The sequence below is a fragment of the Maricaulis sp. ABE4_448 genome (assembly GCF_056160825.1).
Genome location: NZ_JBSWXX010000004.1, coordinates 460250 through 483022, shown reverse-complemented (window position 1 = coordinate 483022; position 22773 = coordinate 460250). Strand labels below are relative to the sequence as shown.

Genomic DNA, 22773 nt, shown 5'->3' with positions numbered 1-22773 from the left:
CCACCAGGCGCGGACGAGCTCCGCACGCTCCCGGGCACAAGGGACTGAGCTCATGCCTCCCATCCCGGAAACCGCTGACGAGCATACGCGCAGTTGAGCGGGCGGGGATAAATCTCCCGCCACGCCCCTAGCACCGTCATCCTGACGAAAGTCAGGACCCAGATCGTAAAGCGGAATTTCGGCTAACGCGGCTCATACCGAATGTCGGCGATGTGCGGGATAAGTGCGTATTTGCGGCAATCCAGATCTATGAACTGGGCCCTGACTTTCGTCAGGGTGACGGTGTTTGATGCGGCGTTGGTGCCTTCTCTCCCCACTCCCTCCACTTTCCCCGGCCTCGTGCCGGGGCCCGGAGGAGCCTGCGCCTGAAACGACGCCAGACCCCGGAATAAATCCGGGGAAAGCATCAGCGCATTGTCTCCCTCTCCCATTTTTCCGGATGAAAGCCTGCGCAGGCAGGCTGCAGATCCGGGACCGGCCGGAGATCACTTCAAGCGATGAGCTTCCCGTAGGTCCCGGCGCTTCGGCCGGGCGGGAGAAGGCGTTGTGGTGTTCAAGGTGGGGAGAAGAGGAACCGAGCCCTGATTTTGCCTACCGCCGCCCGAACAGCCGTTCGATGTCGGCGAGTTTCAGTTCGACATAGGTGGGGCGGCCGTGATTGCACTGGCCGGAATGGGGGGTGGCTTCCATCTCGCGCAGGAGGGCATTCATCTCGTCACCGGTGAGGCGGCGGCCGGAGCGGACGGAGCCATGGCAGGCCATCGTGCCGACGACGTCTTCCAGCTTTTCCTTCAGCGACAGGGCCTGGTCGGTTTCGGAAAGATCGTCGGCGAGGTCGCGGATCAGGCCCTGCACGTCGAGGCGTTTGAGAAGGGCCGGCGTTTCACGCACGGCCACGGCGCCCGGACCAAAGGCCTCGACCACCAGGCCCAGTTCTTCCAGCTCGTCGGCGCGTTCGAGAATGCGGCGCGCCTCGGCCTCGTCGAGATCGACAATCTCGGGCACCAGCAATTGCTGCCGCTGCACCCCGGTTTCGGCGATCATCTTCTTCATGCGTTCATAGACGAGGCGTTCATGGGCGGCGTGCTGGTCGACGATGACAATGCCGTCGCGCGTCTGGGCGACGACATAGGTTTCGTGCAATTGCGCGCGGGCGACGCCCAGCGGCCAGTCCGGTGTCGGCGCGGCGGTCTGGGCCTGGTGATCGGAGACATCAAGGCCCGGTTCGCTCGCGGACGGCGGCGACCAGGGCGCATCGGGTTCGACACGGGCCGACATGCCCGGATCGAAGACCTGGCCTTGCACGGGTTCCGCAGGCCCCGGCGGGCGGCCCCAGGCGGCGACATGATGGGCGGCGGACTGATAGGGCTGGCCCGGCGGCGGCGCGCCTTCCGGCCGCACGCGCCCCAGCGCGAAACCGGCGACCGTGGTCGAGGCGCGGTGGCCCGCGGCAGCCAGCGCATGACGCAGCGATCCGACGATCAGGCCGCGCACCAGCCCGGCGTCGCGGAAGCGGACCTCGGCCTTGGCCGGGTGGACATTGACGTCGACCAGATGCGTCGGCAGGTCGACATGCAGCGCCACCACGGGATGCCGGTCGCGGGCGAGGAAATCCTGATAGGCGCCGCGGATCGCGCCGTGCAGCAGCTTGTCGCGCACGGGCCGGCCATTGACGAAGAGATACTGGTGCTGGGCCGAGCCGCGCGAGAAGGTCGGCAGGCTGGCAAAACCGTGCACGCGCACCCCTTCGCGCTCCTGATCGACCTCCAGCGCATTGTCACCGAAATCGGCGCCGAGCATGGCCGACATGCGCGCCTTGCCCGCCTCGGCCTCATCCCCGCGTTCGGCGGCAACGCCGAAACGCTTGCGCCCGTCGAGGGTGAGGTGAAAGCCGACATCCGGCCGCGACATGGCCAGGCGCTTGACCACATCGGTGATGGCCTGGTTTTCCGAGCGCTCGCTCTTGAGGAATTTCAGCCGGGCCGGGGTGGCGTAGAAGAGATCGCGCACCTCGATCCGCGTGCCGCCGCGGCCCAACGGTGCCGCCGGGGCCGTGCCATGGGTCTGGCCGCCCTCGACGCCGATGGTGAAGGCATCGCCCTCGCCCTTCGCCTGGCTGGTGATGGACAGGCGCGCAATGGAGCCGATCGAGGGCAGCGCCTCGCCACGGAAGCCCATGGTGCCGATATTGAGAAGATCGTCGCGCCCGTCCTCGCCGACGGGGAGTTTCGACGTGGCGTGACGTTCGATGCACAGGGCCAGCTCGGCCTCGCTCATCCCCTTGCCGTTGTCCTCGATCACGAGCCGCACCAGACCGCCGCCCTCGGCGGCGATATCGATCCGCGTCGCGCCGGCATCCAGCGCATTCTCGGCGAGTTCCTTGACCACAGAGGCCGGCCGCTCGACGACCTCGCCTGCGGCGATGCGGTTGACGGTTTCCGGCGGCAGGCGGCGGATGATCGGCTTGGAAGCGGTCAGGGACATGGCAACAAGGTCGGCACGCCGCCCGAGTCGGTCAAGGGCTGGGTGCCACAGGGCGAAAGCGCCGGCACCTGATTTTCCCCTCATCCGCCCCTTCGGGGCACCTTCTACCCGGGGAGAAGGGGGTTTCGCGAGGCGCACAAGCGCTGCTCCCTCTCCCTTGGGAGAGGGTCGGGGAGAGGGGGAAGACACCGCCGGGCGCAATCGCGCGCCGGCGGTCCAATCACAGGAACAGGATAGTCCTACAGGCCCGGCAGTTTGGGCAGGAGGCGGCGGTCGCGTTCGATTTCGACATTGCCACCGCCGGTGACGTTCTGGATCCGCTCCTGGCGTTCGGCCTCGTGCTCGGGATCGAGCGGCGTGGCATCGACATCCGGCGGCGGGGCGTATTCGCCATCGCGCCAGAACAGGATGCGGTCGGCAAAGCCGCGCGACTTGCGCACGATGCTGGCCTCTTCACCGTCTATGATCGAGCGGATGAAGGGGTCGGCTGCACCGCCACCGGCGCGGGCGACGAGGAGCGCTTCAGCGTCGGAGCCTTCAAAGGCGCCGGCAGAGCCGAGCAGCGCGGCACGCGCCTGCTGGTCCGGATAGATCTCGTCCGGGCGCGGCTGGCCGGGGGCCGGCGGGCGCAGATTGTATTCCGGCGGCACCGTCAGCGGTGCGATCGTAACCGTGCGGAATTCGTCCGGCGTGACCTTGTTGGCACCCAGCGCCGAACGGACGCCGGAACAGCCGGTAAGGGCGAAAGCGGCGGTAGAGGCCACCAAAAGAGCAGTACGCAAACGCATCTCGACGAAGCTCCGTAAAATCTTGAACCCTGTTTTAGCGAAGAGCGGCGTTCATCTCCACCCCGCTTGCCACCCTATCTTACCGCGCGATCTTTCCGGTCGTTGAGCAGCACGTCGAGAATGACAGCGGCCACGCCCAGATTGATGCCGACATCGGCAATATTGAAGACGTAGGGGAAGTAGACGTCGGAAAAATTCAGGAAATCGACGACGGCGCCATAGAGCGTCCGGTCAATCGCATTGCCGATCGCGCCGCCGATGATGAAGCCGAAAGCGACCGCCTGCAGCCGGCGCACGGCCTTGACCGGGCCATAGCCCAGAAGTCCGGCGATCAGGAGGCAGGCGACTGCAATCGAAAACGCGACCAGGATGAAACGGCCGAGCGGACCGTCGGCGCCGAACAGACCGAAACTCACCCCCTTGTTCCACACCATGGTGAGGTCGAAGACGGGCGAGAGCTCGATATGGCCGCAGGTATTGGGCAGCGCGAGCCGCTCGACACCGCTGGCGCGCTGGAATTCGAGACATCCCGGTGGCGAGAAGTTCAGCACATTGAGGACCAGCCATTTGCTGAGCTGGTCGAGAACGATGATGAGAACGGCCAGGCCCAGCCCGATCCGGGGCGCCGGCGACGCCGTCGCGCGACGCCGGATTTCACCCCAAAGATCAGCCATGCGCCGCATCCCAGTAGGCCACCGCATCGGCATCGCGCGGCGAGAGTTCCGGATAGCGCTTGTCCGCCCCGATCTGCGTGGAATATTTCCACGAGCGGGCGCACTTGCTGCCCTCGGCCCGGCCCGGCACCACGGCGATGTCCGCGATATCGTCAATGCGGAAAGCCCCGTCCGGCGCAGCCCCGTCGATCAGGACGGCCTGGCTGGTGATGGCGATCTCGGCGAGGAAATCATCGATATCGCCCGGCGCCTCGGCCTTCATCGCCGCGCGGTAGGCCGGATCGGCGACATAGACTTGCGGTGCGGCCTCGAGGCTGGAACCGATCCGCTTCTCGCGGCGCTCGACTTCCAGCGCGCCCGTCACCACGCGGCGCAGGCGGCGCAGGGTGCGCCAGTTCTCGGCCAGCGCGCCATTGTGCCAGTCCTGCGGCGTTTTCGGGAAGGTACGCAGATGCACGCTGTCATCCTCGGACGGGAAGCGTGACAGCCAGACTTCTTCCATCGTGAACGGCATGATCGGTGCGAGCCAAGCCGTCAGGCGCATGAAAACCTCATGCATCACCGTGCGGCAGGCGCGGCGGCGGTCGGCGTCCGGACGGTCGCAATAGAGAGCGTCCTTGCGCACATCGAGATAGAAGGCCGACAGGTCGACGACACAGAAATTGAACAGGGCGGAATAGACTTTCTTGAAGTCATAGGCGGCATAGCCGGCCTTCACCACACCATCGAGTTCCTGCAGCCGGTGCAACACCCAGCGCTCCAGCGAGGGCATGCGCTCGAGCGGCAGATGCTCGACCGTCTCGTCATAACCGTGCAGCGCGCCGAGCAGGTAGCGCAGCGTGTTGCGCATCTTGCGATAGGCATCGACCGAGGTCTGCAGGATCTCCTCGGAGATGCGCAGATCGTCAGTGAAGTCCTGGGCCGCGACCCACAGGCGCATGATCTCGATGCCGTACTTCTTGGCAATCTCGTTGGGGGCCAGCGTATTGCCGAGCGATTTGGACATCTTGCGCCCGTCGCCGGCCATCACGAAGCCGTGGGTCAGCACATTGTCGTAGGGTGCCCGGCCGCGCGTCCCGCAGCTTTGCAGCAGCGAGGACTGGAACCAGCCGCGGTGCTGGTCCGAGCCTTCCAGATAAAGATCGGCCGGCCATTTCTGGTCCGCCCGCGGCTCCAGCGCGAAGGCGTGGGTACAGCCACTGTCAAACCAGACATCGAGGATGTCGGTGACCTTCTCGTAGTCGTCGGCCGGATACTCGTCGCCGAGGAATTCGGAAGCCGGCCGTTCGAACCACGCATCGGCGCCGTCTTCCGCGACCGCCTTGATGATGCGGGCATTGACCTTGTGATCATTGAGCACGCGCGTGGTGCCCTTCTCCACGAACAGGGTCAGCGGCACGCCCCACGCGCGCTGGCGAGAGACGAGCCAGTCCGGCCGCTGCTCCACCATTGAGCGGATACGGTTCTCGGCCGCCTTCGGCGTCCAGCCCGTCTCGGCGATGGCCGCCAGCGCCTTTTCGCGCAGCGTGCCGCCGGACTTCATCGGCCGGTCGATGGCGACGAACCATTGCGGCGTATTGCGGAAGATGACCGGCGCCTTGGAACGCCAGGAGTGCGGGTAGGAGTGTTCCAGCCGGCCGCGGGCGAGCAGCATGTTCAGCTCGACGAGCTTGTCCATCACCGTCTTGTTGGCCGGGCCGTCCTGGCCCTGCTTCTTGCCGTCCAGACGGATGATGTGCAGGCCGGCAAACAGCGGAATATGGTCGTAATAGGCACCGTCCGGTCCGACGATGTGCGGTACGGCCTCGCGCTTGTCATGCCATTCCGGGAAGGACATCCACGCGACATAGTCTTCCGCACCGTGGCTGGGCGCAGTATGCACGAAGCCGGTACCGGCCTCGTCGGTGACATGTTCGCCCGGCAGCAGCGGCACCGGATAATTCCAGTAGCGGTCGGCCTCCGCCAGCGGATGCGAGCACACGAAGCCGGACGGGTCGACGGTTTCCAGCCGGTCCGAGCTGACAATATTGGCGGCCTTTGCCGTCTCTTCCCACAGGGCGTCAGCAACGATCAGCGTATCGCCCGGCATGGCCCAGGGGGTGAAGCCCTCGGCCTCGACACCGGTCACCTTGTACAGGCCATAGCTGATCTCGGGCGAGAAGCAGATGGCGCGGTTGCCCGGGATCGTCCAGGGCGTGGTGGTCCAGATCACCACATGCGCGCCGATACAGTGCTTCGGGATGGCTGTGCCGTCTTTGCGCACACCCCGCAGCGGGAATTTGACGTGGATCGTGGTGGAGGTCTTGTCGTGATACTCGACCTCGGCCTCGGCCAGCGCGGTCTGCTCGACCGGCGACCACATCACCGGCGCGGAACCGCAATACACCAGGCCCTGCTCGGCGAATTTCAGGAATTCGGCGACGATTGCCGCTTCGGCGTCGAAGGACATGGTGAGATAGGGATCGTCCCACTCGCCGGACACGCCCAGGCGCTGGAACTCACCGGACTGCACACCCACCCATTCCTCGGCATAGGCGCGGCATTCGGCGCGGAATTCCTTGACCGGGATGTCGTCCTTGTTGCGGCCCTTGGCGCGGAAATTCTGCTCGACCTTCCATTCGATCGGCAAGCCATGGCAGTCCCAGCCCGGACGATAGGGCGCATCAAAGCCCATCATCTGGTGCGAGCGGACAACGATATCCTTGAGGATCTTGTTCTGGCCGGTGCCGATATGGATATGCCCGTTCGCATAGGGGGGGCCGTCGTGCAGCACGAAGCGTTCGCGGCCTTCGGCGCGTTGACGCATCTTGCGATAGAGGTCGAGCTTGCCCCAGCGTTCCAGCCATTCCGGTTCGCGCTGCGGCAGGCCGGCGCGCATGGGAAAGTCGGTGGTCGGGAGGAAAAGTGTTTCGCGATAATCGCGGGAAGCGGTCTCATTGCCGTTTTCGGCGGGGGTATCCGTCATCGGATCGGTCCTTGCGGTCTGGATCGTCTAGGGGTCAAGGCAGGACATATCCCGGCACCGCTCGGATCTATTCCTCGCGGCCCGGGCCGGTAATTCGCCCCGTCGTCAGCGACGGCATCAGCGCCGCGCGGCGTATGAACACATATGTGCAGACCATGGTCATGGCGTGTAACAGAGCCTGTCAGGCCGGTCCAGACGCGTCGGTCAGCGTCGCCCGCGCGGCCCGGGCATCCTTGGCGATCTGGTCTTTCAGCGCCTCGATCCCGTCAAAGCGGCGTTCCGGACGCAGGAATGCGTGGAACGCGACCTCCAGCGTCCTGTCGTAGAGATCGCCGGCAAAATCGAAGAGATGGATTTCCAGCAATTCGGTGGCGCCATCGACTGTGGGGCGCTTGCCGAAATTGGCGACACCCGGCCGCGTCGGAGCCTCGCCATCGATCCCGGCCCGCACAGCGTAGACGCCATAGGCCGGACGCGCGTAGTCGCCCAGGGTCAGATTGGCAGTCGGGAAACCGATCGTGCGGCCACGCGCATCGCCATGTTTCACGACGCCCTCGACAGCCCAGGGCGCGCCCAGCAGAGTCTCGGCGGCTTTCATGTCGCCATCGAGGATGGCCTTGCGGATCCGGGTCGAGGAGACCTTGTCGGCGCCATTGCCATGCAGCTCGGCAAAGGCCGTGCGGATACCGTGTTCAGCGCACAGGCGTTCCAGATCGCCGGTCGATCCGGCACGCCCGGCACCGAAGCGGAAATCGGCACCGGTGACGACACCCTTCACACCGAGCCCCTCAACCAGCACCGTCTCGACGAACTGCCGCGGCGTCATCTTTGCCATGGCCGCATCGAAGGGCAGGATATGCAGGCGCTTCACGTCCAGCGCTGCCAGCGTGAGATTGCGGCGGTGCGCACTCATCAGGCGAAAGGCAGGCGCCTCCGGCGCAAAGAAGCGGCGCGGATGCGGATCGAACAGGGCGACGCCGAGTTCTCCGTCCGTCTCGTCCGCCAGTGCGCGCGCCAGCGCGATGACGTGCCGGTGCCCCTGGTGCACACCGTCGAAATTGCCCAGTGCAATGACCGAGCCGCGGGCGTCTTCTGGAAGGGTTGTGAAACCTTGGACGACCTGCATCAATCGATCAGTCCGCTGTCTTGCGCCGGCGCTTGCGGACCATGACCTCGGCATCGGCCTGCATGGTCACATTGCCATTGACCTGGCACACACACTCCATCACGGCCTTGCGGGCTTTCAGATCGACCGATTTGACCGACACCCGGGTCACCACTTCATCGCCGATCCGAACGGGATGGAAGAAGCGCATGTTCAACCCGAGGAAGATTGCCCCCGGCCCCGGCAGCTGGTTTCCGAGCACGCCGGAAATGTAGGACGCAACCAGAGCACCGTGCGCAATCCGGCCGCGAAACGGCGTCGCGCGGGCGAACTCTTCATCCATATGCACGGGGTTATAGTCGCCAGAGACTTTGGCAAACATGTCCAGATCGGCCTCGGTAACGGTTCTAACCGCCTCTGCCGATTGGCCAATTTCCATTTCTTCCAGAGCGATACCGAGCACTTCCGCCATGAGCGACTCCCTCTTTGCAACCGCTTTAACCGATTTTTATCGGCGATTGTCTAGGGTCATCGCTGAAGACGGCAAAACAAGCCGTCACCCAAGTGTAACGCACCGAGTGGATGGAGACTACGCATGGCTGTCGATATGACGATGCCGATCCTGGTTGTGGACGACTACAAGACCATGATCCGTATCATTCGCAACCTGCTCAAGCAGATTGGCTTCGAAAACGTGGACGAGGCCTCTGACGGCCAGGAAGCGTATGAGAAGATGCAAAAGAACAAGTACGGTCTGGTTATTTCCGACTGGAATATGGAACCGATGACCGGCTACGAGCTGCTTCAGAAGGTGCGGGCCGACGAGTCCATGAAGGCCACCCCCTTCATCATGGTGACCGCAGAGTCCAAGACCGAGAACGTGGTCGCGGCCAAGCGCGCCGGTGTGAACAACTACATCGTGAAACCCTTCAACGCCGGTACGCTGAAGGCGAAAATGTCCGCGGTCCTCGGCGACTTCTAGGAGTCCATGACCGCCGTTTCGCCGATCGAGACCATAAGGAAGGAGGGCCCCATGCCCGCCGCCAATGTTGCTGCGCAAGTCCGCACGTCCCTGGCTTCACTGAAGGCCAGCGACCTGAAGGACGCACAGATCATGGAAGTCCTGAAGCTGGCTCACCAGCTGACGGATACGATGAAGCTGTTCTTCAGCTCCCTCGACCAGTCGATCTGTCAGGAATTCAACTATATCGCCGACTATATCTCGCGCACCCGCGATGAGATTTCGGCCCTTCGACCCAACGATATCAAGTCCGAGCGCATCCCCTCGGCCGGTGTCGAACTGGAAGCCGTCGTGGGCGACACGGAGAAGGCGACCGAGACGATCATGAGCGCGGCTGAAGCCGTGCTGTGTGAGGACGCTGCTGATTACGACGAATACCGGGCCAATGTGGAAGCGCGCATGATGACGATCATCGAAGCGTGTTCCTTCCAGGACCTGGCCGGTCAGCGCGTCTCCAAGGTGGTCAACTCGCTTCGTCACGTGGAAAGCCGCGTCTCGCGCTTTGCCGAAGTGATGGGCGTGCGCGATGCCGACGGTTACGAATCCGAAGCCGAGAAGGCCGAAAAGGCCCGGGCCGAGAAGAACCTGCTCAACGGTCCTGCCATCGGCGGTCCGGAAACGAGCCAGGACGATATCGATGCCATGTTCGCCGACGCCGGCGGTGCGGCACCGGACCTCGACCAGTCCTCGATCGACTCGCTGTTCGATTAAGGACGGGGCTCAAAGAGCCCGGATCTACCAGACAAGTCTCGGCGCCAGCCATCGCGCCGAGACGCCATACTCATCGAGTGCGCGGGCGACGGCTTCTTCATCGAAGCCGTCGCTTTTCATGTCGGCGCCCAGAATACCGTCGGCAATGAACAGCGCGTCGACGCCGATACGGGTGGCGCCCGCCACGTCGGTTTCCGGTCCGTCGCCGATGGCGAGAACCCGCTCCGGTTCAACCGTGAAACCCCGCTCCTGGAGCGCCGTCCGGGCGAGGTCATAGATCGGCTTGTGCGGCTTTCCGGCCACCACGCTCGTCCCGCCCATCTCGCGATACCGCCGCGCAATCGCGCCGGCGCAGAAAATCAGGCGGTCGCCCGCCTGCACCACGATGTCCGGATTGGCACACACCAGGTCGAGGTCACGCTCCAGCGCGACCGCCAACCGGTCGGCATAGTCGTCCGGCGTGCCCTTCCAGTAATCATCCGGGCCGGTGCAGGTGATGAAATCAGCGTCGCCGACATCGGTGAAGGTGATATCCAGCCCGTCATAAAGGCCCAGATCGTGATCGGGGCCGATCCGCCAGGCGCGGCCCGGCGTGCGTGCGACCAGTTCGGCATGGATGGCATCGCCGGACGTCGCCATCGCATCGGTCGCATCTTCCGGCAGGCCCATCTGGGCGAGCATGGTCGCCAGGCTGGGGCTGCGGCGCGGCGAGTTGGAGACGAGGCAGACAGCACCGCCCGAGCGCCGGAAGGCCTGCAGCGCGGCAACAGCTTCGGGCAGAAGCGCCTTGCCGTCCCGGATCACACCCCAGACGTCGCAATAAAGAGTATCGTAGTGATCGCGCAGCGCACCAAGGCGGGGAAAACCGGTCATGCGGCGCTTGAAGCAGGGGCGGCCGCGAAGGTCAATCGCCGCGTCCGCCTCAGCCGACCAGGCGGACCGCTGGCTGCTGGCCGGTCTCTTCCAGCACGTCATCGCGAACCGGACGCGGCTCGCCGAAGAGGTGCCCCTGCCCATAGGCAACATCGAGCTCGAGCACTTCAACAACCGTGTTCTCGGTCTCGATCTTGTCGACGATCAGCTCGATACCGTGGCGTGCGAACAGACCTGCCAGATCCTCGTGAGCGATCGAGCCCGACTCATAGCCGGCGATCGATTCGTAATTGCTGATCGCATCGAGCAGGCGCGCGCCGCCGATCTTTACAAAGCGCACGCCGGCGCGCTCCATCTCGCTCAGATCGAGATCGACATGACTGATCTGGTCGACGGAGAAACGGAAACCGAAATCGGCCATGCGGGCCATGTTGCGAGCTGCGATCGCATCGCGCTCCTCGAAGGCACGCTGGGAAATCTCGAAGATCAGCGAACCGGACAGGTCCTTGTTCTGGCGGACGAAGTCGAGGAATTCAGGGAAGAAGTCCTCATCCGAGAGCGAGTTCAGCGAAACATTGCAGAAGATGCCGACCTTGCGGTCCTGGCCGGTGAGGCGGCGTACAATCTGCACGCAGCGGAACAGGAGAAGATTGTCGACCTCGGTCATCACGCCGGCCTCTTCCGCGGCGGCGATGAAGGAAGCCGGTGTCAGCACACGACCGGTCGCATCGCGCAGCCGGGTATAGCCCTCATAGAAGGCGACGCGGCGTTGCGGCAGCGTAACGACGGGCTGGAGATAGAGATCGACCCGGTTGGCGCTGAGCGCATCACGTACGGTGTCGATATCGGTCGAGCCACCGCTCGCGGCTTGTCCGGCACCGGTGCGGGTATCGACCTCGCGCGGACCGCCGACACGGCGGACCAGGTCTTCCAGCACCTTCACCTCATGCACCAGCGCATTGTCGCGCTCGACCGCTTCGGCGCGCAGATCGTCGGTGATTGCGTCGATCCGCTTCTGGGCCGCTTGAAATTCCTCGGCGAGTGCCAGATTGGAGGCCTTGAGGCTGTGGATTTCCTTTTCCAGCACTCGACGCTCCTGCGAGCGCGACGCTGCGGAATGGGCCATTCCGGCCACGATGAAGACAATCGCTCCCATCATCCAGGCAGTCATGCCCGACATCAGGCCGAGCCGCTCGAAACCGATCGCGGCCACGGTCGCGATGGCGACGTAGGTCATGAGGATAAGAATATCGAGCGCGCGGGGCATGCTGGCCTTCCGATGCAGCGAATCGTCACGAATGCTTGAAGGTTAATCTGCGTCGCTGCCGGTTGTCGTTTGGTTAACGAAGGTAAACCCTAACTCGGGATATCTATCCAACATATTGATCTTTATTGGAATGCATAAACTAAAACGGCCCGCCGAAGCGGGCCGCTTGAATGTCTTTCCTCCCCAACCTGTTGGGGAGGGGAACCGCGAAGCGGTGGAGGGGCCGCCGCCGTAGCGGCGGAATACCTTGGGCCGGCACTTTTCGCGGCCTGTGGCCGCGCCCCCTTCGACCCGATGCGCCGCATCGGCCCACTTCCCCACTGGCGTGGGGAAGAAACCCCTAAGAAGTCGTGTGGGGACGGATCAGGATTTCCACGCGGCGGTTCTGCTGGCGGCCCGACGGCGTGTCATTCGACGCGATCGGCGAGCGCTCGCCCATGCCGGCAACATAGAAACGGTCGCGCATCACACCCTGGGCGATCAGGTAGTTGGCAACAGACAGCGCCCGGTTCTCCGAAAGCGTCTGGTTGTAGTCCGCCGGACCGGTCGAGTCGGCATGTCCGACCACGTCCACATAGGTCGCCGGATAGCGGTTCAGCACCGTCGAGACGTCGCTCAGAATGCCGTAGAACTGGCCCTGGATGTCGGACGAATTGGTGGCAAAGGTGACATCGCCCGGCATGATCAGGCGAAGATCATTGCCTTCACGGCGCACGCCCACGCCGGTATCGCTCAGCGCCTCGCGCATGGCCGTCTCCTGACGGTCCATGTAATTGCCGATGGCACCGCCGGCCAGCGCACCGACACCGGCGCCGATCAGGGCGTTGGTGCGACCTTCCTCGCTGTCATTGGTATTGGTGAGATAGCCCAGGGCCGCGCCTGCGGCGGCACCCAGGAGCACGCCGCGCCCGGTGTAATTGGGGCGGGTCTCGCCGGTATAGGGATCAGTGGTGGTGCAGGCGGTTACCGCCAGCGCCGCCAGGCTCGTGACGACTGCAGTGCGAAGTTTCATCGGGTTTCCCTCTCAGCTACGCAACCGGTTGCGATCATAACCTGAAATGTGACAGGCGTTGCAACGTCGGATGTATGGTCCATCAGATGAACGCGCGATGACCGGGATTCGTTCGCGCGGTGCTGCGCGCAATCGCATTTTTTGCAATCAGCGCCTCTTGACGCTCCGGGTCCTGCCCCTTATCTGCCCGCTGTTAGCAGTCGGCCAAGGTGAGTGCTAAACCGCGGCCCTGCCAGGAACCACAGTCCTCTTTTTGGAGATAGACCAAGATGACCTTTCGTCCTCTGCACGACCGCGTGCTGGTGAAGCGCGTCGAAGAAGAGTCCACGACCAAGGGCGGGATCATCATCCCGGATACGGCCAAGGAAAAGCCCCAGGAAGGCGAAATCGTCGCCGTCGGCGGCGGCGCGATCAAGGAAGACGGCTCGGTCCGTCCGCTCGACGTGAAAGCCGGTGACCGCATCCTGTTCGGCAAGTGGTCGGGCACCGAAGTCACGCTGAACGGCGAAGAACTCCTGATCATGAAAGAATCCGACATCCTCGGCATCATGGGCGCCTAAGGCGGCCGCTCTTCCGAAGATCCCTCGAGACATCCAACACACAGGAATAAAGCAATGGCTGCTAAAGACGTACATTTCGGCACCGATGCCCGCGAACGCATGCTGCGCGGCGTCGACATCCTCGCCAACGCCGTGAAAGTCACGCTCGGCCCGAAAGGCCGCAATGTCGTGATCGAGAAGTCCTTCGGCGCTCCGCGCACCACGAAGGACGGCGTCTCCGTCGCGAAGGAAATCGAACTGGCCGACAAGTTCGAGAACATGGGCGCGCAAATGCTGCGCGAAGTGGCCTCGAAGACGAATGACGTCGCCGGCGACGGCACCACGACCGCCACGGTCCTGGCCCAGTCCATCGTCCGCGAAGGCATGAAGTCGGTTGCCGCCGGCATGAACCCGATGGACCTGAAGCGCGGTATCGACAAGGCCGTCGCCCTGGTCATCGAGGACATCAAGTCGATCGCCACCCCGATCAAGGGCTCTGACGAAGTCGCCCAGGTCGGCACCATCTCCGCCAACGGCGCCACGGAAATCGGCGAGATGATCGCCAAGGCCATGGCCAAGGTCGGCAATGAAGGCGTGATCACGGTCGAGGAAGCCAAGTCTCTCGAGACCGAGCTGGATGTCGTCGAAGGCATGCAGTTCGACCGCGGCTACCTGTCGCCCTACTTCATCACCGATGCCGACAAGATGCAGGCCGAGCTGGAAGAGCCCTACATCCTGCTCTTCGAAAAGAAGCTGACCTCGCTGCAGCCGATGCTGCCGATCCTGGAATCGGTGGTGCAGTCCGGCCGTCCGCTGCTGATCATCGCGGAAGATGTCGAAGGCGAAGCGCTGGCCACCCTCGTGGTCAACAAGCTGCGCGGTGGCCTGAAGATCGCCGCCGTGAAGGCTCCGGGCTTCGGCGATCGCCGCAAGGCCATGCTGGAAGACATCGCCATCCTGACCGGCGGCCAGGTCATCTCTGAAGACCTCGGCATCAAGCTGGAAACGGTGACGCTCGACATGCTGGGCTCGGCCAAGCGCGTCAACATCACCAAGGATGACACGACGATCGTCGACGGCGTTGGCGCCAAGGCCGACATCGAGGCCCGCGTCGGCCAGATCCGCCGCCAGGTCGAGGAAACCACTTCGGACTATGATCGCGAGAAGCTGCAGGAACGCCTGGCGAAGCTCGCCGGCGGTGTCGCCGTGATCAAGGTCGGCGGTGCCACCGAGATCGAAGTGAAAGAAAAGAAGGACCGCGTTGACGACGCCCTGAACGCCACCCGCGCTGCGGTGGAAGAAGGCATCGTGCCGGGCGGCGGCGTCGCCCTGCTGAAGGCCTCGGCCAAGCTGGCCGGCCTGGAAGGCGACAATCCCGACCAGACCCAGGGTATCGCGATCATCGCTCGCGCCCTGCAAGCTCCGATCCGCCAGATCTCGGAAAACTCCGGTGTCGAAGGCTCGATCGTGGTCGGCAAGGTCATGGAAAACTCCAGCGCGACCTTCGGCTTCAACGCCCAGACCGAAGAGTACGGCGACATGCTGGCCTTCGGCGTGATCGATCCGGCCAAGGTCGTCCGCACGGCCCTGCAGGACGCAGCCTCGGTCGCTTCGCTGCTCATCACGACGGAAGCTGCCGTCGCGGAAGCACCGAAGGAAGAAGGCGCCGGCGGCGGCATGCCCGACATGGGCGGCATGGGTGGCATGGGCGGCATGATGTAAAACATCATAAAGCCGCCCATCATCGAGAGGTGAGCAGACCGGCAAGCCGGTCTGCGGGGGCGGCATGATGTAAAACATCATAAAGCCGCCCATCATCGAAAGGTGAGCAGACCGGCAAGCCGGTCTGCGGGGGCGGCATGATGTCGTCATCCGCCTGAGCCTGGCTCAGACAAGAGAGGCCCGCTCCAATGGAGCGGGCCTTTTCTGTATGCTCTATTCGTCCGGGATGACGGGGGGCAGGCGCTGTTCGACCTTCACCGACTGGATGACCGACGTTCGCGTCATCGCGTAAGGAATGATCCGGTCGATCACCGTTTCCAGATCCGTGACCTCACGTACGTGCACCTTCGCCAGGAAACAGTCCTCGCCGGTAACGCGCTCGCATTGCGTGATTTCGGGAATGTCCTGCAGAAGCGCTGCGACCCTGGCCAGTTCGCCGGGAACCGGGCGGATGCTGAGCCAGGCTGAGGCGGCATAGCCCAGCGCCTGAGGGTCGATGTCCGCGCGATACCCCCGGATCACGCCGGCTTCTTCAAGGCGGCGCACGCGTTCTGCTGTGCTGGGCGAGGACAGACCGATGCGGCGACCGATCTCTGCCGTCGAGGTCCGAGCGTTTTCCGACAGGATTTTCAGTATCCTGGCATCAGCCAGGTCAAGCGAACCATTCTTATAATTAAGGCGATTCATCCCCAAAACCTTCGAAAGAGCCAGACTTCCAGACCAGAACCCTAACGAATGCCATATAACGGCGCAATCGGCCCTTCTAAGATACGGATAAAGAAGGGCCTTCATGACGTCTCCCCCCTCCCCACGTTTTCAGACGGCTTGCTACCGCCTCCCACCCCAAACCTGGTTCGGGATCAGCGCGGTATTCCATTATCTCGGACCGGCCTTCGCCGTCATGCTCTTCCCGAGCGTCGGCATTCTGGGTGTTGCCTGGCTCCGGATCGCAACCGCAGCCGCTGTTTTTGCGCCCCTAACCCGCCCCTGGCGCACATTCCTGCACGCTGATGCTCGGACACGGTTCCTGCTCATTGGCCTGGGCGCATGCCTCGCCGTGATGAACACATCCTTCTATCTCGCACTCGACCGTCTGCCGATGAGTCTGGTCGCAGCCATGGAGTTCTTGGCGGTGCTGGCGGTCGCGCTCTACGGCGTCCGCACATGGCGCAATCTCGGAGCGCTGATCCTCGTGATATGCGGGATCCTGCTCCTGATCGATATCGCGTGGGTCAACAACCCTGCAGGCCTGCTCTGGTCCACCCTGAATGCGGCCCTCTTCGCAGTCTATGTCATTCTCGGGCACAAGGCCGCTGAAGCGGGTGCCGGCAGCGGCGTCGAGCATCTCGGAGCGGCCATGGCCATCGCCCTGCTGCTTTTGTTCCCGGTCGGCCTCATCCAGGCCCTGCACGTCTTCGGCGCGCCGCAATTACTATTGGCCGGGATAGGCGTCGGCATCTGCTCCTCGGTCATTCCCTACACGTGCGACCAGCTGGCCATGTCACGCCTGCCACGGGCGAGCTTCGCCCTGATGCTCTCCCTGCTACCGGCACTCGCAACCCTCATCGCCGCCATCGTGCTGGCCCAGATCCCCAGCGTGCGCGACCTGCTCGGCATCGCTCTCGTGATGACCGGCGTCGCGCTTCACACCCCGCAATCGACCGCCGCATGCAAGGAGACTACCGACGATGCCGCATAAACGACTAGGCCGGACCGGAATCCGGACCGCCCCTCTCAGCTTCGGAACGATGACATTCGGCGATGGTGCCGACGCCGCCGAATGCGCCAGGCTGTATGCAAGGTGCCGCGATGCCGGCATCAATCTTTTTGACACGGCGAATGTCTATGCGGCGGGTGAATCCGAACGCATTCTGGGTGAGCTGGTCAAGGAGCACCGCGACGACGTTATTCTCGCTACCAAGGCCTTCTATCCCATGGGACCGGGGCCGAATGACCGCGGCCTGAACCGCCGCCACCTCACCCGTTCGCTGGACGCCAGCCTCACGCGTTTGGGCACGGACCATGTGGATATTTTCTACATGCACGCCTTTGACGACCAGACGCCCCTGGAAGAGAGCCTGTCGGCCCTGAAGGATCTGCAGGCCCAGGGCAAATTCTTTTATCTCGGCATCAGTAACTTTGCGGCCTGGCAGGCCATGAAGGCGATCCGCATTGCCCAGGACCTGGGGATCGCAATCCATTGCCTGCAGCCCATGTACAACTTGCTCAAACGACAATCGGAGAGCGAGCTTCTGCCGATGGCCGCCGATCAGGACCTGGCGGTCATGCCCTACGGACCGCTGGCCGGTGGGGTACTGACAGGAAAGTATCTTGGAGGAATCCCGGAAGATTCACGACTGAAGGCGCAGGCCACCTATCGCGACCGTTATCGGGACGACTGGGTCACCGGGGCGACCGCCCGTTTCGTGGAGACAGCCAGAGAATTGGGCGTTGCCCCGGCAAGCCTTGCCATCGCCTGGGTCATGGCCCACCCCGCCGTGACATCACCGCTGGTCGGTGCCCGCAATGTCGATCAACTGGACCTCGCCCTGGGCGCCCTCGATATCGACATGTCTTCAGAGCTCCGCGCCCGTCTGTCCAGTCTGACACCCGCTCCAGGGCTAGCAACCGACCGGCGGGAGGAGGAGGACGAGCTGTCATAGCCGACGAGCCGGCCTCGCCGCGCCAGGCGTCGCCGCAAGCGCTTGTCGGCAAGTTTCCGGTGTCCGAACCCGGGCCTCCCGCGCTATGCTGCCTCCGACAGAGGGGGAGCCCATGAATACCATCTTCAAATTCGCGCCGGCCGCGGCATTCCTGGCCTTGGCCGCGGCCTGCAACCCGGCGCCCGAAACCGCCAATACCGACGCCGATACAGCGGACACCGCCCAACCGCACGATGCCGCCACCTTTCACCAGACCACGAGTTTCGGCATGGCCTCTTCGACCGGTTTTGGCTGGTCGGCGGATGACAGCCGCATTCTGATCTCGTCGGACGAGACCGGCGTTTTCAACGCCTATGCGCTTGATCCGGAAAGCGGCGAGCGTGCGGCGCTCACCCAGTCGGAAACCAACGCCACCTTCGCCGTCAGCTGGTTCCCCGCAGACGACCGCGCCCTCGTTACGGCCGACAATGGCGGTGACGAGCTGAGCCATGTCTTCGTGCGCGAACTCGACGGCCGTCTGACCGACCTCACCCCCGGTGAGAATGTGAAGGCGCAATTCATCGGCTGGTCGCCCGATGGCAGCGACATCTGGATCGCCACGAATGAGCGTGACCAGGCCGCCTTCGACATCTACGCCCATGACACGCTCTCCTATGAGAGCAGCTACGTGTTCGAGAATACCGATGCGCTGCAGATCGGCGATGTCAGCCCGGACGGGCGCTGGCTGGCCCTGGTGCACAACCGCACCTCCGCCGACAGTGACATTCTCCTCGTCGACCTTGCCGCCGATGACCCGACGCCACAACTCATCACCGAACATGAGGGCAATATCGCCTATGGCGTCTACACTTTCACGCCGGACAGCGCCGCCCTCGTCTATGCCACCGACGAGCACGGCGAGTTCAATCAGGCCTGGACGCACACGCTGGAGAGCGGCGAACGGGAACCGCTGATCACCGCCGGCTGGGACGTGTCCTTCGTCACCTACTCCCCCTCCGGCCGCTACCGGGTTTCCGGCATCAATGAGGATGCCCGCACGGCGGTAAGCCTGGTGGAAACCGAGAGCGGTGAGGCCGTCGGTCTGCCGGACCTGCCGGCCGGCGATATCGGTTCGGTGCGCTTCTCGCGCGACGAAACCCGCATCGCCTTCCTGATCAACAGCTCCACCTCCCCCTCGAACGTGCACGTGGTCGATTTGGCGGATGGCGATCATGCCCAGCTCACCCAGGCGCTCAATCCGGCCATTTCCGAGGACGAGATGGTCGAGGCCGAAGTGGTGCGCTTCGACAGTTTTGACGGGCTGGAGATTCCCGGCATTCTCTACCGGCCGCACGGGGCGGATGCAGACAATCCCGTCCCGGCCCTGGTCTGGGTGCATGGCGGCCCCGGCGGGCAAAGCCGGATCGGCTATTCCGCAACCATCCAGCACCTGGTCAATCACGGCTATGCCGTCTACGCGGCCAATAATCGCGGCTCGTCGGGCTACGGGAAGACCTTCTTCCATCTGGATGACCGCCGCCATGGCGAGGAAGACCTGATGGACATCGTCTCGGCTGGCGAGTGGCTGCGCCAGCAGGACTGGGTCGATGCCGATCAGGTCGGCGTGATCGGCGGCTCCTATGGCGGCTTCATGACCGCCGCCGCCCTCACCTTCCATCCCGATGCCTTCGAGGTCGGGATCAACATTTTCGGCGTCACCAACTGGGTGCGCACACTCGAATCCATCCCGCCCTGGTGGGAAAGCTTCCGCGAAGCGCTCTATGACGAGATGGGCGATCCGGCGACCGATGCCGAACGTCACCGTGCCATCTCGCCGCTCTTCCATGCCGAGAATGTCACCAAGCCGCTTCTGGTCGTGCAGGGAGCCAATGACCCCCGTGTCCTTCAGGTGGAAAGCGACGAGCTTGTGGCCGCCGTCGAGGCCAACGGCGTGCCGGTGGAATACGTGCTCTTCCCCGATGAGGGCCACGGCTTCCGCCGCCGGGAAAACCGGATTGCGGCATCGGAGGCGTATGTGAGCTTTCTGGATACGTATCTGACGGGTGAGGCGGAGGAGGAGTAGGCTCCCCTTTCAGCTCCCACACTCCGTCATCCCCCGGCTTGTCCGGGGGACCTCAACTCACGACGTGGCGATTTCACCGAGATAACAGGCGCGCGGTCCACAAACAGGATGGACGAGGTCCCCCGGACAAGCCGGGGGATGACGGTAGAGAAGAAGAGGGTATCGCGCCCCTAAGCCACCCGCGCCCGCAGCACATCCAGGCGCGCCACGGAGGCGTCAATCCGCGCCTCCGTCAGCCGGCCCTCGGAAATCGCGGCGATGACCCAGTCGACGATGCGCTGGGGCAGTTCCCGGTCCGGTGCGGCCGAGTTGGACAGCATGATGATGTCATTGCCGGCCTCGATCGAGCGGATCACGGCCTCGCGCTGATCATAGTTCTGGCGGATGGCGCCCATGTCGAGATCGTCCGTCATGATGACGCCGCGATAGCCCATGCGCTCGCGCAGAACGCCTTCCAGGATCGGACGTGATACGGTGACCGGCGCGCCGCTGGGGTCGAGGGCGCGAAGGGTGAGATGCCCGCCCATGATGATGTGTGCCCGGTCCATGGCGATCAGCTGTTCGAACGGGGCCAGTTCGGCCTCGCTCCAGGTCTGCGAAATATCGACAAACCCGTCGTGGCTGTCGCCGCGCGACCGGCCATGGCCGGGAAAGTGCTTGATGGCGCAGACGGCACCGGCGGCCTCATAGGCCTCGACAAAGGCAGCCGCATAGGCCGCGATCGTCGCACCGTCCGTACCGTAGGCGCGGCCGTGACGACCGATCACGGCATTGTCCGGATCGTGGACGTCGGCGACAGGGGCCAAGTTCATGTTGAAGCCGGCGGCGCGGAATTCAGCCGCCCCCATCCGGTAGAGCTCGCCTGCGGCTTCGGGTGTACGAGCTTCGGCGACCTGCATGGCACGCGGGATGTGGGTGTAGCCCAGATCGCGGGACAGGCGCTGCACCAGCCCGCCCTCCTGGTCGATCGCCATCCAGGCTGCCGGATCGATCTCGCCGAACCGCCGGGCCGAGCTCTCTGCGCCTTCGCGCGAGCGAACATTATGGCGCAGAAAGAGCACGCCGCCGATCCGCCGATGAGCGAGGTGGTCGGCGATGACATCGGCACCTTCCGTCTCGGCACTCGAACCGATAAAGCCGAGCAACAACATCCGGCCGACCCGCTGGGCCAGCGGCATCGCCGCGATATCGGCCAGCGCCGCCGGGCAGGCTGCAGCCATGGCGCCTGCCGCACCCCATTTGAGAATCTCACGCCGGTCCGGTCTCAACATTACGCACTCCCGCTACGCCCCGCTGCCATCGACCATGCAAACCCAGCTCCACGCAGGCAAGCCTCTATGGCCGCGACGTTTCGAATTCGTCATGCTCCGGCATAATTCCGGCATTCTTTGACCGCATAATCTGACCCTGCCGCGATTGCTCACGATTGCGGCCCCTAACCATGACTGGCGCGGCGAGCCGATTTCGGCTGCCGCGCCTTTTTCTTTCGCGGACTTTTCCCGGGTCCGGATTGCGGCAAGAGTGTGACGAAATATTCAGACGGCCGCACAGGCACCGTAAGGCATGGCCTGCCAGATTAGGCGCTCACAAGGGGCCTTCAGCGAGGGATTAACATGAAACGCATTCTTCTGGCCGGCGGCGCGATCGCCACTCTGAGCGCAGCCGCCTGGGCCATCGACGACGACAAGCAGCATACGCGTATCCTGGTCAGCGACGGGCACCAGGTTCTCATGAATGCCGAGGGCCGCGGGCCGGTGGTGGAGATCCGCGGCGAGAACGGTGAACGTACGATCCACATGGAGCGCGACGGCCGCGACACCACGCTGCGCATTGACGGCCAGACGGTCGAAATTGCCGGTGGCGTGGTCACCGTCGACGGCGAACGGATCGAGGCCGGTGCCGACAGCGTGATCATCGTCGGCGAAGGCGATATCCGCGTCGTCGAACGGGATTTCGAAATGGCCTTCGATACCGAGTTCGCCGCTCACATGGCCGAGCGTGCAGAACACCTGGCCCGCATGCAGACAGAGCTGACTGCCGACTTTGACGTCGAGGTCGAGTTCGATCGCGAAGATATACAGGCCGAGGTCATGCGCTCGCTTGAAGAGGCTCTGGCCAATCTGGAGCGCGGGGACTTCCACCGTGACGGCAACTGGAACGACCTGACGCCTGAGGAACAGGCCGAGATCCGCGAAGACCTGCGCGAAGCTCGCGAGGAAATCCGCGAGGCGATGGCCGATGTCCGCATCGAGCTGGCCGAGGTCGAGCGCGAGATGGAAAGCGAACGGCGCCGCGTCCGGATCGAACTGCGCGAAGCCGAACGCGACATGGCCCGTGCCGAACGCGATATCGCCCGCGCCGCCCGGGATGCCGAGCGCGAACGCCGCAGGATCGAGATCATCCGCCGCCGCGAGGACGAAGCTGTCCGCGCCGATGAAAGCCGCCGCCGGGCCCTGGCCTGGCGGGAGCGGACCGAGCGCCTCGACCTGCACGAGAACAGCAGCGTGCGGATCGAACAGGATGATGACGGCCGCCGCCGCGTCTGGGTCGATGGCGAGGAGCAGACCGGCGACGCCCTGATCGACTGGCTCAATCGTCTGGAAGCCGACCGGCTCGCCGGCGACTCCGGGCGCGACCGCGTGCGCCGGCACGTCGAACGCCTGCGTCTGGAAGGCGGCCGGGAGCACCGCGTGATCGAGACCGATGACGGCGAACGCGTCGTGATTCTCGAATTCCAGAGCCGCGACGACGAATAGCCGAGTCGCAGAACGAATGATGAGAAGCGGGCCGGTTTTCCGGCCCGTTTTTCTTTTGCGTACAAAAAAAGAGGCTGGCGCAGGGCCAGCCTCGAGATAACGGTTGGTCGATAAAGGGCGTCTCCTCCCCG

19 protein-coding genes are annotated in these 22773 nt (G+C 64.0%); 8 read left to right on the top strand and 11 right to left on the bottom strand.

Annotation, left to right across the window (positions count from 1 at the left end):
* Positions 1–591: 591 nt before the first annotated feature.
* The 6 genes from mutL to ACXAJV_RS13725 all read right to left on the bottom strand — a co-directional run bounded on the left by mutL (position 592) and on the right by ACXAJV_RS13725 (position 8488).
* Positions 592–2484: a DNA mismatch repair endonuclease MutL gene (gene mutL, locus ACXAJV_RS13750; RefSeq protein ID WP_475085996.1), complete on the bottom strand. Its 1893-nt coding sequence runs from the start codon at positions 2482–2484 to the stop codon at positions 592–594.
* 239 nt (positions 2485–2723) lie between these two features.
* Positions 2724–3272 carry a DUF3035 domain-containing protein gene (locus tag ACXAJV_RS13745; RefSeq protein WP_475085995.1) on the bottom strand — a complete coding sequence of 183 codons (549 nt, stop codon included), beginning with the start codon at positions 3270–3272 and terminating at the stop codon, positions 2724–2726.
* A gap of 74 nt (positions 3273–3346) precedes the next feature.
* A complete protein-coding gene (gene lspA / locus ACXAJV_RS13740; protein ID WP_475085994.1) occupies positions 3347–3946 on the bottom strand; it encodes a signal peptidase II in 600 nt (199 codons plus the stop codon).
* Positions 3939–6911, bottom strand: a complete 2973-nt coding sequence (gene ileS, locus ACXAJV_RS13735; protein ID WP_475085993.1) for an isoleucine--tRNA ligase — start codon at positions 6909–6911, stop codon at positions 3939–3941. The genes lspA and ileS overlap by 8 nt, the downstream gene beginning before the upstream one ends.
* Positions 6912–7092: 181 nt before the next feature.
* Positions 7093–8037, bottom strand: coding sequence for a bifunctional riboflavin kinase/FAD synthetase (locus ACXAJV_RS13730; RefSeq protein WP_475085992.1), 945 nt, complete (start codon positions 8035–8037; stop codon positions 7093–7095).
* A 7-nt stretch (positions 8038–8044) separates the two neighbouring features.
* The gene (locus ACXAJV_RS13725; protein ID WP_475085991.1) at positions 8045–8488 is read right to left on the bottom strand and encodes a MaoC family dehydratase; all 444 of its coding nucleotides are present in this window, start codon (positions 8486–8488) and stop codon (positions 8045–8047) included.
* 123 nt (positions 8489–8611) lie between these two features.
* On the opposite strand from ACXAJV_RS13725, the gene ACXAJV_RS13720 reads away from it, so the two are divergent.
* Complete coding sequence (locus tag ACXAJV_RS13720; protein ID WP_475085990.1) at positions 8612–8998, top strand: response regulator; 387 nt, start codon at positions 8612–8614, stop codon at positions 8996–8998.
* A 6-nt stretch (positions 8999–9004) separates the two neighbouring features.
* Complete coding sequence (locus tag ACXAJV_RS13715) at positions 9005–9748, top strand: protein phosphatase CheZ (RefSeq protein ID WP_475085989.1); 744 nt, start codon at positions 9005–9007, stop codon at positions 9746–9748.
* A 24-nt stretch (positions 9749–9772) separates the two neighbouring features.
* On the opposite strand, the gene ACXAJV_RS13710 is transcribed toward ACXAJV_RS13715, so the two are convergent.
* The 3 genes from ACXAJV_RS13710 to ACXAJV_RS13700 all read right to left on the bottom strand — a co-directional run bounded on the left by ACXAJV_RS13710 (position 9773) and on the right by ACXAJV_RS13700 (position 12900).
* Complete coding sequence (locus ACXAJV_RS13710; RefSeq protein WP_475085988.1) at positions 9773–10621, bottom strand: TIGR01459 family HAD-type hydrolase; 849 nt, start codon at positions 10619–10621, stop codon at positions 9773–9775.
* A gap of 49 nt (positions 10622–10670) precedes the next feature.
* Complete coding sequence (locus ACXAJV_RS13705) at positions 10671–11888, bottom strand: EAL domain-containing protein (protein ID WP_475085987.1); 1218 nt, start codon at positions 11886–11888, stop codon at positions 10671–10673.
* A gap of 340 nt (positions 11889–12228) precedes the next feature.
* Complete coding sequence (locus ACXAJV_RS13700; protein ID WP_475085986.1) at positions 12229–12900, bottom strand: YiaD family glycine zipper/OmpA-like lipoprotein; 672 nt, start codon at positions 12898–12900, stop codon at positions 12229–12231.
* A 269-nt stretch (positions 12901–13169) separates the two neighbouring features.
* On the opposite strand from ACXAJV_RS13700, the gene groES reads away from it, so the two are divergent.
* Both groES and groL read left to right on the top strand, forming a co-directional pair.
* Positions 13170–13460, top strand: a complete 291-nt coding sequence (gene groES / locus ACXAJV_RS13695) for a co-chaperone GroES (RefSeq protein ID WP_475085985.1) — start codon at positions 13170–13172, stop codon at positions 13458–13460.
* 54 nt (positions 13461–13514) lie between these two features.
* Complete coding sequence (gene groL, locus ACXAJV_RS13690) at positions 13515–15161, top strand: chaperonin GroEL (protein WP_475085984.1); 1647 nt, start codon at positions 13515–13517, stop codon at positions 15159–15161.
* Between the two features lie 213 nt (positions 15162–15374).
* On the opposite strand, the gene ACXAJV_RS13685 is transcribed toward groL, so the two are convergent.
* A complete protein-coding gene (locus ACXAJV_RS13685) occupies positions 15375–15953 on the bottom strand; it encodes an Lrp/AsnC family transcriptional regulator (RefSeq protein ID WP_475085983.1) in 579 nt (192 codons plus the stop codon).
* A gap of 268 nt (positions 15954–16221) precedes the next feature.
* On the opposite strand from ACXAJV_RS13685, the gene ACXAJV_RS13680 reads away from it, so the two are divergent.
* The 3 genes from ACXAJV_RS13680 to ACXAJV_RS13670 all read left to right on the top strand — a co-directional run bounded on the left by ACXAJV_RS13680 (position 16222) and on the right by ACXAJV_RS13670 (position 19886).
* Positions 16222–16860 (top strand): EamA family transporter, encoded by a 639-nt coding sequence (locus ACXAJV_RS13680; protein ID WP_475086006.1) that lies wholly within the window; start codon positions 16222–16224, stop codon positions 16858–16860.
* Positions 16850–17824, top strand: coding sequence for an aldo/keto reductase (locus ACXAJV_RS13675; protein WP_475085982.1), 975 nt, complete (start codon positions 16850–16852; stop codon positions 17822–17824). The genes ACXAJV_RS13680 and ACXAJV_RS13675 overlap by 11 nt, the downstream gene beginning before the upstream one ends.
* Before the next feature lie 112 nt (positions 17825–17936).
* The gene (locus tag ACXAJV_RS13670) at positions 17937–19886 is read left to right on the top strand and encodes a S9 family peptidase (protein ID WP_475085981.1); all 1950 of its coding nucleotides are present in this window, start codon (positions 17937–17939) and stop codon (positions 19884–19886) included.
* A gap of 170 nt (positions 19887–20056) precedes the next feature.
* On the opposite strand, the gene ACXAJV_RS13665 is transcribed toward ACXAJV_RS13670, so the two are convergent.
* Positions 20057–21157, bottom strand: a complete 1101-nt coding sequence (locus ACXAJV_RS13665; RefSeq protein WP_475085980.1) for a glycoside hydrolase family 3 N-terminal domain-containing protein — start codon at positions 21155–21157, stop codon at positions 20057–20059.
* A gap of 342 nt (positions 21158–21499) precedes the next feature.
* Between ACXAJV_RS13665 and ACXAJV_RS13660 the strand changes: the two genes are divergently transcribed.
* Positions 21500–22642, top strand: coding sequence for a hypothetical protein (locus ACXAJV_RS13660; protein WP_475085979.1), 1143 nt, complete (start codon positions 21500–21502; stop codon positions 22640–22642).
* The last annotated feature ends 131 nt before the right edge of the window (positions 22643–22773 follow it).